The following is a 13,010-nucleotide window of genomic DNA, read 5'->3' as shown; positions in this document are numbered from 1 at the left end:
CTGTCTGCTCCTATGCCAGTACGCCCAGCGCGTATCCGATAATGCCTACCGCAAATAAAGCGAAGATGAGAGCGATGGCGTTCACTTTCTTTTTGAGCAGCCTCATGCAGAGGAATGTTAGAAGCAGGGGCAACAATCCCGGCATTAACTGGTCCAGAATCATTTGGACTGTAGTGATTACCTCTTTACCGTCCGTACCTGTATATTTGGACACAACGAGCGGCACATTGATGCTGGTCCATTTGGATACGAGCGCGCCCATGACGAATAGTCCTAATATGGAAGCCGATTCCGTAAGCTTACGCAGCCGATTGCCTGACATGTCGGACACGATCTCCGTTCCTTTTTCATACCCGTATTTCAGTCCGTACCACTTGGTCGCCAGCCGGCAGACGTTGAAGAGAATGAAGAACAGCAGCGGTCCAACAATACTGCCGGTCAGAGCAATGGAAGCACCGAGCGCTGCAAGAACCGGACGCAAGGTTCCCCAGTAAATCGGGTCCCCTACCCCGGCGAGCGGACCCATCAAGCCGACTTTGACCCCGCTGATGGTAGCGTCATCAATAGGTTGGCCGTTGGCCTTCTGCTCTTCCATGGCGGCAGTGACACCCATAATCGGGGCCGAGATAAAGGGCTGTGTATTGAAGAACTCAAGATGCCTCTTTAAAGCTTCTCTTTGATCTTCTTTCTTGCTGTATAGCCGTTTGATCGCCGGGATCAAAGTGACACAGAAGCCGATTGACTGCATCCGTTCAAAGTTAAACGACCCGAGCAGGAACCATGACCGGAAAAACATGCTGTTCAAATCTTTTTTCGTTAGTTTCTTATCTTCCATTTTATAATCCCCTCTTTCTTTGGAAACTTGCTACAGTTCATCAATTTCTTCTACCGCCACGCTCTTCGCGTTATATTTCGGGTTCAACTGGATGTACAGAACGGCCAGCACAGCGCCCACAATACCAAAACCTACAAGGTTGATGCCCGTAAAGGCGGCAACGACGAAGCCAAGGAAAAAGAAAGGCATCAGATACTTGGCGGACATCATGTTGATAACCATCGCATAACCGACGACGACGATAAAGCCGCCCGCGATTTGCAATCCTCTCGTTACGACATCCGGAATCGCATTCAGCAGGTCCGTGACCAATCCCGTCTCGGCGGCTACCGCTACCAAAACAGCCGGCAGAGCAACACGCAAACCTTGCAGCAGCAGCGCAATAAAGTGGCATAGCTCAATTCCCTTGAAATTTGACGATTCCGCATATTTATCCGCCAGATGCTGGAAGAAAACGGTGATCGTCCGGACAAAAATCGTAAGTACCTGACCTGCGGCAGCAATCGGTATGGCGACGGCAATACCCGCACCTATGGACTGATGCCCTACAATAACAAGAATAGTTGATACTACACTGGCAAGCGCCGCGTCGGGAGCCATGGATGCGCCGACGTTCATCCAGCCAAGCGCCATCAGTTCCAATGTACCGCCAAGAATAATACCCGTCTTGACATCGCCAAGGACCAGACCGATCAGCGTGCAGGCAATCAGCGGCCGATGCGTCTGCCCTTCGTCCAGCACGCTGCCCATGCCGCAAATGGCTGCAACTATCGCTACCATCACGATTTCAAAAGTACTCATGTCATAACCCCTCTCTTATTTCCTTGACTATAAACCTTGAATTTTGGAAATCAGATTCACCTTCGGATCGCTGGCAACTTTTCTGATTTCCAATTCAATGCCCTTTTCATGGAGCTTGCGGAAAGCCTCAACATCCTGTTTGTCGACGGATACTGCTCCCGTAATCTGTTTCTTGCCTTCCTTGTAGCACATACCGCCGACATTCACCGACTTGAATGGTACTCCACCTTCCACTACGCGAAGCACGTCCGATGGATTGGTAAACAGAAACAGCGTTTTGAAATCAGCGTATTTCGGATTGTTGTACGCCTCAATTGCTTTATCAATCGTAACGACATAAGCATTGATTCCTGGCGGTGATACTTGGAGCAGCAAGGTTTTCCGCAATGTATCCGCTGCCACTTCATCGCTCACGGCGATAATCTTGTTGCATTTTGCTTCTTTCACCCATACCGTTGCTACTTGGCCGTGAATCAGTCTGTCATCAATACGAACAAATGAAATTTCCATATTATAATTCCTCCTCTGTTTGAATTTCTCTAATGGTGCGGAACGATTTCATCGAATCCTGCCCTGCACGAATCGCCAGCTTTACTAGATCCTCCAATTGCTCCGTCGATCTGCTGACCAGAACGTCAACGACCATTGGGAGGTTAACACCAGATACAATATCCATATTCTCATAGCCGGCCGCGATCCGGCTGGCTGCGTTGTACGGGCTGCCGCCGAACAAATCAACCAGAAATATAACACCGTCGCTCCAATCAATCGTACCAAGTGCTGTTTTGAATTTATCTACAAGTCCGTTAACGCTTTCACCCGGTTCAAATGTAACTCCCGCCACGTTCTCCAATTGACCATAAACCATCGATGTAGACCTCAGCAGTTCTTCGGAAAATCTTCCATGCGTACCCACAATGACTCCAATCATTTTATTTTCACCCCCTCAGCTCTCTATGCCCTTAGATATGCAATATCCATGCCAAACTTCTGTATCATCCGAAAATTTTTCTTGAAACCAAAAAATCCCCGCTGCTACAGGGATTTTTGTTCTTGGGAAAACGCTTTTTTTGTTCTAATTTGTATCTTTCATACACAAATATAAACGCTTCATACTCTTTGTTCCTTTAATGGGGCCGTTTTATATACATCGCTCAGGATTTCACAAATATAATATTTCTCATCATCTGTGAGGGTTAAATTTATTCCATCGGAAAATATACTGCTAGCCCGGTTTACTGCATTCAGAACATATGAATCCAGAATGCCCGTCTCGCCGCGGTAAACCAGCCCGTCCTGTATGACCATCCGCTCCAGGGCTTGGGCAGTATGAATGACAATCTGGACCTTCACAGCATATTCAAAATCTTTCTGCAGCTCCCGTTCAAGCACCTCGACAAATTTCATCAGGGTCCCCAATATTTTGTGAGGATTCAGATAAGTCAAAAATTCCTTTAAGCCGTCTTCGCACAAGCCCTTAATGACCACATTTTGATTGGCCTGCGTAACGGGCAGCTCATGATGCACCAGCAGGTCTCTTAGCAGTTCCTGACCTCTTGCGTCAATGAGCAGTTCCAAAGGAATGAACGGAACACTGTTGTCGCTCGGCCGTTTTACGCCTATTACGGCGAGAACGCTTTGTTTGGCCTGAAACTCTTTAACCACCTTGTCTAGCTCCCTGATTTTTGCCGGAATAACGGTAATTTTCTTTTCCGTCAGATCGTAAACGATTTTCTCGACGAATTCCTTTACCTTAACCGCGGCGCCTTTGCCGGAGGAGCAGACTGTGATGATCACCTTGTTGTCCAATATCGCTGTTAACGAAGCCTCCATGTTGTTGTAGCCTCTGAAATCCTTGAGCGACCGGTGGATGTCCTCAAGCTCCATATCGAGAATGCTGGCCTTACGGACAGCCTCAAGCGTAAGCGGTGTGGAAACCATGTCGATCGTCTTGACCTTGACCCCGACCCGTTCCATAATGATCGCTTCAAAACTGAGCAGAGACCCCATATCCACCAGCATCAGTACGCCTCTGCCACAGTCAATCCCCTTAACCTTGTCGACAATAATTTCTAAAATTTCTTTCGGGCTGACATCGAGCGGCATGTCAACCGCGCAAATATTGGAGCTGCCGAGGAGACTGTTGACAACACCGACAATGCTGCTTGCGGTGCTGTTACCGTGCGTGGCCACGATAATCCCGACGTTGCCCTGCCGCTCCTCCTCCACCGATTTGAGCAGGATGGCCACGTACGTTATTTCAGCCCCCGGCACGTCAATCCCGAACCGGTACTCTATCATGTCCTTGATGGTCAAAGCCACTCTGTATTCTTCTTCATGCTCGTCGACGGGATCATAGACCAGTTTGCCACCGTATTTCTTCTCTCTGATCCGCTTGAGAAAGGCGCTCAAATGAAGACTGAAGGCATAGACGAAACGTTCGCTGAATTTCCGGTCAAGCTCCCGCTCGACTAGTTCTTTAACTTCATCAGAAAATTCGAGAATTTCATTATCCACAATTTTGAGAATTCGTTCCCTGCTCCCTTTCAGGTTATAGAAACGGTTATAAAAGCTTTTAATATGGATATTGACATCCGTAGTGATAAACCTGTTAATGTAACTGTCGTCAAGCCCCTCATCCTTAAGCAGGCTTATTTTATCCTCAATCAGCTTGTAGAGGTTGAACGGAGGCTCAAGAACATCCTCCTCCAGCGAATGGCTTCCTTCGGGTGAAATGTATAGTTGGGATACAATTTCACCAAATTCTTCGATCTCCCTGCGGTTCTTACCAAGATTGAACAACCCTTCTCTGATATTGCCCGGCAGTAGTTTGAAATCGAGTACAAGCTCCTCCCTACTCTCGCGGATGCTGTTCAGGAACCCTTTAGCGCAAACGAGTTGGACATTTGATTTGAGCTGTCCGATATTTCCATAAGTGACACTGCCGATTAGCGCTTTGACAACCTCCGGCTCGACTCTGATCGGTTTGTTGACACGAAGGCCTTCACTCTCCAGCAAATGCTTGATTATCTGAAACTGCTCCGCAGGCGTGCGCTCCTGAAAGGGGGGAATATTGATTGTAATCGGAATACGCCGGATAAAGGTCTTTAGCATGGAAGAGGCAGGATCTTCCGTAGTGGCCGCAACGAGCAGTACATTCGCACTGCGGTCCCGCTCTGATTCACCTAATTTGTTGTAAGTATGGGTATCCATGAAATAAAAAATCATTTCCTGGCCTTCCGGCGGCAGACGGTGAATTTCATCCAGGAACAAAATGCCCCCATCCGCTTTCTCCACAAGCCCTTTTTTTTCTGAATCGGCCCCGGTAAATGCTCCTTTGACATGTCCAAAGATATGGGACAGCAGCAACTGGGGATTGTTGTAATAATCCGCACAGTTGAACACGATAAAGGGTGAATCGTCGGAGAACCGCTTCATATGCTTCCCGTAGTTGTACATCAGCTTGGCAAACAGCGTTTTGCCTACTCCAGTCTGTCCAACAATCAGTGTATGCAATCCTCTTGGCGGATAAAGAATCGCAGCCTTCCCCTGCTCCACCTGGTTACGCATGCTATCCTTGAAACCGATCAGGGAGTGAAAAGGGTCGACCTGTTCGCTTGGACGCAGAATCTCATCCAGGCTCTGAGCCTCAATCTGCTTCTCTTTAAACTTAGTCTGGAGAATGTACTCGACGGTTTCCTTATGCAGAAACTTGACGGGTCTTCCCTTAATTTTGATAATATAGTCTGCCCGCAACAGCTCATTCAGCTCTTTGCTCACATTATTTCTCAGCATATTCTCATGATCGGCGATCTCCGCAGCGGTAATCCCGCCGCCACGCCGTAAATCTTCTTCGGCCATCCTGCCCGTCTGCTCCGCAATGTATTCCAAAATCCTGTCGATTCTCTTCATTTGCACACCTCCAGTCTGAATCTTTTTCAAGCTAAATATAACAAACTCAATGTGCATATGGTAACAAAAAAATGCACAAAGAACTCTTTATTTGAGCAGGAAAGTTGGTCATAATTCACGAAATGCTCTTCTATAAATATCTGATCGGGTGAATTGCTGCCATCGGATACCCGGAAGGAGTGCTGAAGATCCATGAACCAACTCGGTTTGAAGCAAGAACAGAGGTTGAAACTGACGATGACGCCCGAATTGCGGCAGGCTATCCAAATCCTGCAGTATTCATCGGAAGAACTAATGTCCTATCTGCGGGAACAAGCGAATGAGAATCCGGTTATTGATCTGCAGGAATATGATATATCTATCGCCGGAGAGAGCGGGGAGAATTTGAAATCCAAAAGCGCGAACACGGAGGAAATGCTGGACTGGGTTGCCAAACCGTCCGATACCCTCTATGAGCATCTGAAGTCACAGCTTGGACTGGTCTGTGGCCTAACTTGCATGCAGCGGAAGACGGCGTTATATCTGATCGGCAACCTGGATGAAAAAGGCTATTTGGCAATGGACGCGCTGGAGGTTGCCGGACTGATAGACGTCAATCCGGCAGAGGTTCTGGCTATGCTCGCCCTGGTGCAGGGCTTCGAACCGGCGGGCATTGCTGCCCGCAACCTGGAGGAATGCATTCTTTTACAGCTCCGGCGCTCCGGCACGGAGGATGAGCTTGCCATTGCAGTGGTGCAGCGTCATTTGGCGGATCTGGCGGCCAACCGGCTGCAGAGAATCGCTGATGCGCTCGGAGCCGGCATATCTGAGGTTCAGCAGATGTCCGACCGGATACGCAGGCTGAATCTGTTTCCGGGCGCGGCATTTAACCATAACGAGCACCGGTACATTATCGCGGATATTATGGTGGAGCAATCCGGCAGCGGTAAGTATCAGGTGCGGCTGAGCGATACCGGTTCGCCGAAGGTCGCGGTCAATCCGCATTACCGGCAGATGCTTCGGGCTCTTCCTGAACAGGAGGACGCCCGGCAGTTTATTCATGACAAGTACAGCACCGCTTACTGGCTAATCAAAAGTCTGGAGCAACGCAGGCAGACTTTGACACGTGTCGCCGAGGCTATCGTTGCGGTGCAGCATGATTTTTTCGACGGCAGAATTCATGGACTGCAACCGCTCACCCAAAAAGACATTGCCAGAAGCACCGGGCTGCATGAATCCACGATCAGCCGGGCGGTCAACAACAAATACATGCAGACGCCCCGCGGATTGTTCGAGTTGAAATACTTCTTCACTTCAGCTCTTGCATCGGCGAATGGCGAAACCTCTTCCTCGGAAAGCGTCAAAAAACGCATTCGGCAGGTAATCGATGAAGAGGATAAGCGCAAACCGCTGGCTGATCAGACGATTGCGGAAATGCTGGTCAGAGAAGGTCTGGAAATTTCCCGCAGAACCGTAGCTAAATACCGGGAGGAAATGCGGTGCCTCTCTTCTGCCAAAAGAAAACGGTTTTGAATTTCAAGATACCAGGCCTGGAAGCAGTCACGACGCGTGGGACCTTTTGGCGTCAGACGCTTCCAAGCTTTCGATAATACTCAACCGGTGCTTGCTACTGTTCCGATGCAATCACGTACTTTTCCAAGCTATACTTCAGCCCGTCTTTGTCATTGCTTAGTGTTACATCATCCGCATAGCGTTTGACCTCATCAGGCGCATTAGCCATAGCGATTCCTAATCCGGCAAAGGATAACATATCGATATCGTTGAAATTATCACCAATCGCCATGATCTCTTCTCTTGATAAGCCTAGCCTTTGCAGAATGATTTGAATGGCTTGTGATTTGGATGCAGAGCTATCCATGATCTCTAAATAGGTTTCCTTTGACTTATAGATTGAAACGCCCGTGGTTTCATTCTTTAACGTTTGTTCAAGGTCGTTAATTTCCCGGGAATTTCCCATGCATAAAATTTTATGCGTTTGCTGATTGTTCTCTAAATAAGCGGCGAAATCCGCCTTCGTTGGGCTGGTATGGATGATTTCTTGTTCTTGAGTCACCCAAGCATCTCGGGTATCCCTAACCAACCACTCATTATAGCTATATAGACTGATGCTAATGGTTGGGTATCTGTCATTTACAATTCCGAGAATTTTTCCGGTTTCTTGACGGGATAAACTTGTACTGTGAATAGGCGTCATGTTCCCTTCACTGTTTTCCTCTAAAACAAGTGCTCCGCTATAACAAATAATGGGGGAATGAATGGCCAATTCCTCTTGAAGAGAAACCACTCCGCCAGGCATCCTTGCAGTAACAAGCACAAAAGGGACCCCACTTTTTACCACCTTTTGTATCGCTCGCTTTGTCAGAGAAGTAATTTTATGGTCAGAATTTAATAATGTTCCGTCTACATCACTAAAAACCGCTTTTACCGTCAAGACCGTTCATCTCCCTCTTCATGAGCAATTTCAATCTTTATTCTATGCGCTTTCAGAATCCTCATATATTTATCCGGGGGGGCTTCATTGGTTATCAAGGTATGAATGTCCTGGAAAGAAAGTCCCTTATATGAACTGACCAGATTGAATTTATGGGAATCCGTTAAAAGAAATACTTGTTCAGCGCGCTTTGCTACCATTTGCTTCATATAAGCATCTTCTGGGTTTGCAAAGTATATCCCGTCCTCCAAAATGGCCGCGGCCCCGAAAAACGCTTTATCAAAATAGATATCATTTAACCGGGAGGCAAGAGCAAGATCATAAAAGAAACGATTCTCATGATTAAACTTGCCCCCGAGCAAGTGTACCTCTATTTCTTTTTGGGTTGACAAGACCACTGCATTGTCCAGTGAATGGGTATACACGGTTATATTCTTCTTGATTTGCTCACATAAAAATTTATTGGTTGTTGATACATCTATGAAACAAAGGTCTCCGTTCGCGATGTATTTCGAGGCTGCTCTTCCGACCATAAACTTCTGCTTCGAAGCTGTATTCAGCCGTTCTTTGTATGCTTTTATGGCTTCTTTGAAATGAGGCAGGGCAATTCCTCCATGGGTCCGTATCGCTGCCCCTTCTTCAACCAGCTTGATGAAATCTCTTCGCACGGTATCTCTTGAAATATTCAACAGTTTAGAAATTTCATCATTTGAAGCCTTATCATTACTTTTAAGGTGTTCCAGGATCTTGACTAAACGTTCCTCCTGATAAATAAGAATCCCTCCCTCGTTTCCACCATTATAAGCGATCATGCAAGTTTTGTTAAGTGTTTATAAGTGTTTTTTTGTTGAACTTGTCCATAATCAGCTTAACTTGGATACCTATGTGTTATCACCTAACGGGTGAATAATCACTCGGGCAAGTTTGGTTATAAAACAAACTCTCTCTTGTAACATCCATTGTTTGGAAATATACTTAAACCTAATCGTGCCGGCTAGCCATTGTCATAAGAAGGCCCGAATAAGCGAGTCATTTTGAAAGCGCTTAGATAAAGTGGTTAGCCTTGCATGGCGTAAATATTTATAAGGAGGCATATATTTCATGCTGTATACACCAGGAGTTACCGACTGTTCACCAGCAGAGGCGGGTTATGACACTTCAAGAATTGAGGTTTTGAATGCCCATTTCCAGACCCTGATCGATCAAAAAAAGATCCAGGCCGCATCCTACTGCGTTTCCAGGTATGGAAAGACATTTATGCACGGTGCTATCGGACCGCTTTCTTTCCGGGAAGACAGGGCGGACCCGCTTTTACCGACAACCCTTCATAATATCGCGTCCATTACCAAAGCCGTTACCTCAGTAGCAATCGCCAAGCTTGTTGAGGACGGTATTCTCCGGTTTGACCTTCCTGTCAGCACGTTCCTGGAGCAGTTTAACGTGGACCCTTTTAACAAAATCGATATCTACAGCCTTCTGACCCATACCTCGGGTATGTTTCCCGACTGTGCGGGCAGCTTAATTCCCTATCATAAATCTTATTGGCAATTAATCGGTGAATATTTCGAAAAGTATAACCCTGAGAGTGGGGATCCGGACTGGATCACAGCCGCGCTGAGCTGCGGGGTCAATAAAAAAGTCGGCGAGGAATGGCAGTACTGCTCATTCGGCTTCTGCCTGCTCGGAGAAATTATTAAAAAGGTGACCGGCGTAACTGCTGAGCAGTACATAGAAGAGCAAATCCTGAAGCCTCTTGGCATGAAGGATACCGTGTGGGGGCTGACTCCGGAGCTAGCCAGACGCGCCATTATAAGAAACGAGAGGCATGAGAAGCGGCTGAACGATCTAATTAACGGTAAACAGCCTGAAGACTCGCAGATGGAGAAGCTGTGGGATACAGTCTCCAGCACCGGTGGAGGCCTGGCCTCTACGCCAGCCGACCTCATCCGGTTCGCCAACATGCTCCTGGGCATGGGAACACTGCATGATACGCGCATTATTGGCCGCAAAGCGGTCGAGAAAATCACGACACGCACCCTATACGGGGTTCCCGATTACTGCTGGGGTAACGATGTCAGCGACCGGAGCTACGGCATTGGACTGGATATGAGAAGAGGCCCTGCCTTCCTCTATTCAGACACCAGCTATTTTCATGAAGGCGCAGGAGCCTGCTGCATGGCCATCGACCCTACAGAGCAGCTCGCCGCCGTATGGTTTGTGCCTTTCACCGAAGATAATTGGTACGCAGAGGCGTTGTTTAATGTGACCAATATCATTTGGTCAGGGCTCATCTGATGAACAGCTTTAAACAAAAATGGCTTATTTGCCGGACGGTAGCGGACGTGACCTACAAAGAGTGGAGTGCTTACCGCACTCATTCCATGGTTTCCATTATCGTCGGTCCTGTATATTTTATGGTGCAATATTTCATCTGGACAGCAGTATATGGAGATCATCCCTCGCTCGGCGGGATTGAGCTTCCCCAGATGATCCGCTACTTCGGTGCTACTGCGCTTATCGGTTACCTGACCATGGATTTTGCCGATTGGAACTTGTCCATGCTTGTGCGCACCGGTAAATTCCTCACCTTTCATTTGCGCCCGATTCACCACCGTTCGTTCGCTTTATTTCAGAAAATCGGACACCGGTCTTTGGGCTTCCTGTTTGAATTTTTGCCCTGCCTTTTGATCTTCATTTTTATTTTTGGAGTCGATATGCGGCCGGCAAGCCTCCCATGGACAATTCTGTCGGTGCTGCTTGCTTTTCTGATGAATTTTTATGTGAACTACACGATTGGCCTGACTTCCTTTTGGCTTGTCCAATCGGGCGGGCTTCGAAGCGCATTTATGCTGGTGTCGGGTATTTTTTCGGGAGCGCTTATTCCGCTTGACTTCTTTCCGCACTGGCTTCAGATGAGCCAGTTCTTCCTGCCGTTTCAGTACTTAGCCTATCTGCCTGCTATGGTGTTTACCGGCCATTATTCGCTTGGAGGCTTTGAGCTTTCCATTGGGCAAGCAGTAGGTATACAGGCGATAGCAGTGTTGGTGACATTCGGATTTAACGAGCTCGTTCGCCGTCTGGCCATGAAGCAGTTTACCGCTGTCGGCGCGTGAAAGACCCCATGAAAGGACAGTTCTTTACATGAAACGGTATCTGGACGTTTACAAGCAGGGTATGTATTCCGCTTTGCAGTCGGCTGCGGCCTACCGCATGAATTTTATCGTCAGCAGTCTGATCACGCTGGCCGGCAACATTCTGTTTCCGTTGGTAACTCTGCTCATTTACCGGGCAGGTACCAGTTTTCCCGGTTGGAGCTTGTATGAGGTGTTGTTGATCCAGTCTGTATTTACCATGTCCAACGGGCTTTCGAGTCTTATTTTCGGCGGCGTTCTATGGACCACGATGTCGCATGTCCGAGAGGGAAGCTTCGAGGTTATTCTTCTTAAACCGCTGAACCCGCTGTTTTTTATTGTTGCTACTACATTTTCAATCGATAGTGCGGGACTGTTTCTGGGCGGTGTTTCGCTTTTTATCTTCTCCGCTATGCATGTAGGCGCCATTCCGGTATTGTACTGGCTGCAATTTGCCGGGATGTTCATCGCAGGGACCGCGGTTCTGGCAGGATTAACCCTTATGATGGCCGCTATTTCCTTCAAGTGGGTAGGCAATTCGAGAATTTCGGAGCTTGCTGACAGTGTGCTTCACATCGGAAAATATCCGCTGCCTATCTTTCCGAAGGCTGTGCAGGCTGCGGCCACGATGATCATTCCTGTGGGAATGGTGGGCTTCCTCCCTGCGTCTGCTCTTCTTGGCCGGATGCATGCCAGCGATTACGCGGCTATTCTGCCCTGCTTTTTATTTCTGGCGGCAGGCATATGGATTTACCGGCATATGATCAGATTATACGAGGGGGTGGGCGGGTGATGCCGGTTATTGATGTACAGCATTTGACCAAAACATATAAAACCTATAAGCGTGGCGCAGGTATGGGGCAGACCTTCAAGAGCTTCTTCCAGCGCGAAGAAGTCGTGGTCCACGCAGTCAACGATATCAGCTTTGCCATTGGGCAGGGGGAGATCTGCGGCATTCTGGGTCCCAATGGTGCAGGGAAATCTACGGCGATCAAAATGCTCTGCGGCGCGTTGTATCCGACAAGCGGTGAAATTCAAGTTCTTGGTTATTCGCCTGCCCGGGACAGAAAGCGCTATGTCGGCAAAATCGGAGCCGTATTCGGCCAGAAATCCCAACTAATCTGGGATATTCCGCCGATCGACAGCTTCCATATGAACAAGGCAATCTACGGAATCGCCAACCCGGATTTCAAAAGCCGTCTGGAAGAGCTGACGGAGCTGCTGGATATTGCACATGTGATCGAAAAGCCGACACGAGTGCTGTCCCTTGGCGAACGCATGAAATGTGAGTTCGTCATGGCTATGCTGCACCGGCCGGACATTTTGTTCCTGGATGAGCCGACCATCGGGCTTGATGTGATCGCCAAGGTCAAAATCCGTGAATTCATCCGCCAGATGAATAAAAAGCAGAATATGACGTGTATTCTGACCACCCATGATCTTGAGGACGTCGAGGAGCTTGCTCACCGGGTCATTGTCATTAACCATGGGGAGAAGGTGTTTGATGATTCCCTTCAGCAGTTGAAGCTGTTTCTGGGGGAGAAGAAACGGGTCAATTTTACTTTTGCGGAGTCCGTGCAGGGCACCGTCTTCGACAATGCCTATACCAAGGTAATCGATAGGCTCTCCGACTTTCAGATTACGCTTGAAGTGGACACAGCTCACATATCGGTCAGCGATTTTCTAGAAGATATCTCCCGGAAGCACCGCTTCTCCGACATTTCGGTCAAGGAACTGCCGATCCAGCAGGTGGTTATGAATATTTATGAGAATGCGGGCGGGGTGTCCGGATAACGATATGATTCGTGCTGTTCACATGCTTAGGAAAGGATGACAAAAAGTAATAGACCGCGCCAGTCCAAAAGGTGCGGTCTATTACTTTTCCCATTCGCGCTCTTTG

At 48.1% G+C, this 13,010-nt stretch carries 12 protein-coding genes; 5 read left to right on the top strand and 7 right to left on the bottom strand.

Annotated features, from left to right (window positions below; all coding sequences use genetic code 11):
• Positions 1-10: 10 nt before the first annotated feature.
• From manZ to BLQ82_RS00440, 5 genes are all read right to left on the bottom strand, one after another.
• Positions 11-835: a PTS mannose transporter subunit IID gene (gene manZ / locus BLQ82_RS00460; RefSeq protein WP_062526355.1), complete on the bottom strand. Its 825-nt coding sequence runs from the start codon at positions 833-835 to the stop codon at positions 11-13.
• Between the two features lie 30 nt (positions 836-865).
• A complete protein-coding gene (locus tag BLQ82_RS00455; protein WP_062526354.1) occupies positions 866-1,636 on the bottom strand; it encodes a PTS mannose/fructose/sorbose transporter subunit IIC in 771 nt (256 codons plus the stop codon).
• 27 nt (positions 1,637-1,663) lie between these two features.
• Positions 1,664-2,146 carry a mannose/fructose/sorbose PTS transporter subunit IIB gene (locus tag BLQ82_RS00450; protein ID WP_062526352.1) on the bottom strand — a complete coding sequence of 161 codons (483 nt, stop codon included), beginning with the start codon at positions 2,144-2,146 and terminating at the stop codon, positions 1,664-1,666.
• Position 2,147: 1 nt separating this feature from the next.
• On the bottom strand, positions 2,148-2,567 hold the full coding sequence (locus tag BLQ82_RS00445; protein WP_062526348.1) for a PTS sugar transporter subunit IIA: 420 nt from the start codon (positions 2,565-2,567) through the stop codon (positions 2,148-2,150).
• Positions 2,568-2,746: 179 nt separating this feature from the next.
• Positions 2,747-5,548 carry a sigma-54-dependent transcriptional regulator gene (locus BLQ82_RS00440; protein ID WP_062526346.1) on the bottom strand — a complete coding sequence of 934 codons (2,802 nt, stop codon included), beginning with the start codon at positions 5,546-5,548 and terminating at the stop codon, positions 2,747-2,749.
• 192 nt (positions 5,549-5,740) lie between these two features.
• Between BLQ82_RS00440 and rpoN the strand changes: the two genes are divergently transcribed.
• Complete coding sequence (gene rpoN, locus BLQ82_RS00435) at positions 5,741-7,060, top strand: RNA polymerase factor sigma-54 (protein WP_062526343.1); 1,320 nt, start codon at positions 5,741-5,743, stop codon at positions 7,058-7,060.
• A 94-nt stretch (positions 7,061-7,154) separates the two neighbouring features.
• On the opposite strand, the gene BLQ82_RS00430 is transcribed toward rpoN, so the two are convergent.
• Together BLQ82_RS00430 and BLQ82_RS00425 are read right to left on the bottom strand one after the other, a co-directional pair.
• Positions 7,155-7,979 carry a Cof-type HAD-IIB family hydrolase gene (locus BLQ82_RS00430; RefSeq protein ID WP_062526336.1) on the bottom strand — a complete coding sequence of 275 codons (825 nt, stop codon included), beginning with the start codon at positions 7,977-7,979 and terminating at the stop codon, positions 7,155-7,157.
• Positions 7,976-8,791 carry a DeoR/GlpR family DNA-binding transcription regulator gene (locus tag BLQ82_RS00425; protein ID WP_062526331.1) on the bottom strand — a complete coding sequence of 272 codons (816 nt, stop codon included), beginning with the start codon at positions 8,789-8,791 and terminating at the stop codon, positions 7,976-7,978. Before BLQ82_RS00425 ends, BLQ82_RS00430 begins: the two co-directional genes overlap by 4 nt.
• A 289-nt stretch (positions 8,792-9,080) precedes the next feature.
• On the opposite strand from BLQ82_RS00425, the gene BLQ82_RS00420 reads away from it, so the two are divergent.
• The 4 genes from BLQ82_RS00420 to BLQ82_RS00405 are packed head-to-tail and all read left to right on the top strand — an operon-like array spanning position 9,081 to position 12,904.
• Entirely contained in the window at positions 9,081-10,274 is a 1,194-nt protein-coding gene (locus BLQ82_RS00420) for a serine hydrolase domain-containing protein (RefSeq protein WP_062526329.1), read from the top strand.
• Positions 10,274-11,092 carry an ABC transporter permease gene (locus tag BLQ82_RS00415; RefSeq protein ID WP_062526327.1) on the top strand — a complete coding sequence of 273 codons (819 nt, stop codon included), beginning with the start codon at positions 10,274-10,276 and terminating at the stop codon, positions 11,090-11,092. The genes BLQ82_RS00420 and BLQ82_RS00415 overlap by 1 nt, the downstream gene beginning before the upstream one ends.
• 28 nt (positions 11,093-11,120) lie before the next feature.
• Complete coding sequence (locus BLQ82_RS00410; RefSeq protein ID WP_062526325.1) at positions 11,121-11,903, top strand: ABC transporter permease; 783 nt, start codon at positions 11,121-11,123, stop codon at positions 11,901-11,903.
• Positions 11,903-12,904: an ABC transporter ATP-binding protein gene (locus BLQ82_RS00405; RefSeq protein WP_062526323.1), complete on the top strand. Its 1,002-nt coding sequence runs from the start codon at positions 11,903-11,905 to the stop codon at positions 12,902-12,904. Before BLQ82_RS00410 ends, BLQ82_RS00405 begins: the two co-directional genes overlap by 1 nt.
• Positions 12,905-13,010: the final 106 nt, after the last annotated feature.

The organism is Paenibacillus jilunlii (assembly GCF_900102965.1).
Lineage (GTDB): Bacteria > Bacillota > Bacilli > Paenibacillales > Paenibacillaceae > Paenibacillus_AQ > Paenibacillus_AQ jilunlii.
Note: the sequence above shows the minus strand (reverse complement) of the source record. Positions and strands in the feature narration are given on the sequence as shown.

Bases quoted from the DNA above. Each gene is read 5' to 3' on its own strand.
- manZ (WP_062526355.1), bottom strand. From the start codon at position 835: ATGGAAGATAAGAAACTAACGAAAAAAGATTTGAACAGCATGTTTTTC.
- BLQ82_RS00455 (WP_062526354.1), bottom strand. From the start codon at position 1,636: ATGAGTACTTTTGAAATCGTGATGGTAGCGATAGTTGCAGCCATTTGC.
- BLQ82_RS00450 (WP_062526352.1), bottom strand. From the start codon at position 2,146: ATGGAAATTTCATTTGTTCGTATTGATGACAGACTGATTCACGGCCAA.
- BLQ82_RS00445 (WP_062526348.1), bottom strand. From the start codon at position 2,567: ATGATTGGAGTCATTGTGGGTACGCATGGAAGATTTTCCGAAGAACTG.
- BLQ82_RS00440 (WP_062526346.1), bottom strand. From the start codon at position 5,548: ATGAAGAGAATCGACAGGATTTTGGAATACATTGCGGAGCAGACGGGC.
- rpoN (WP_062526343.1), top strand. From the start codon at position 5,741: ATGAACCAACTCGGTTTGAAGCAAGAACAGAGGTTGAAACTGACGATG.
- BLQ82_RS00425 (WP_062526331.1), bottom strand. From the start codon at position 8,791: ATGATCGCTTATAATGGTGGAAACGAGGGAGGGATTCTTATTTATCAG.
- BLQ82_RS00420 (WP_062526329.1), top strand. From the start codon at position 9,081: ATGCTGTATACACCAGGAGTTACCGACTGTTCACCAGCAGAGGCGGGT.
- BLQ82_RS00415 (WP_062526327.1), top strand. From the start codon at position 10,274: ATGAACAGCTTTAAACAAAAATGGCTTATTTGCCGGACGGTAGCGGAC.
- BLQ82_RS00410 (WP_062526325.1), top strand. From the start codon at position 11,121: ATGAAACGGTATCTGGACGTTTACAAGCAGGGTATGTATTCCGCTTTG.
- BLQ82_RS00405 (WP_062526323.1), top strand. From the start codon at position 11,903: ATGCCGGTTATTGATGTACAGCATTTGACCAAAACATATAAAACCTAT.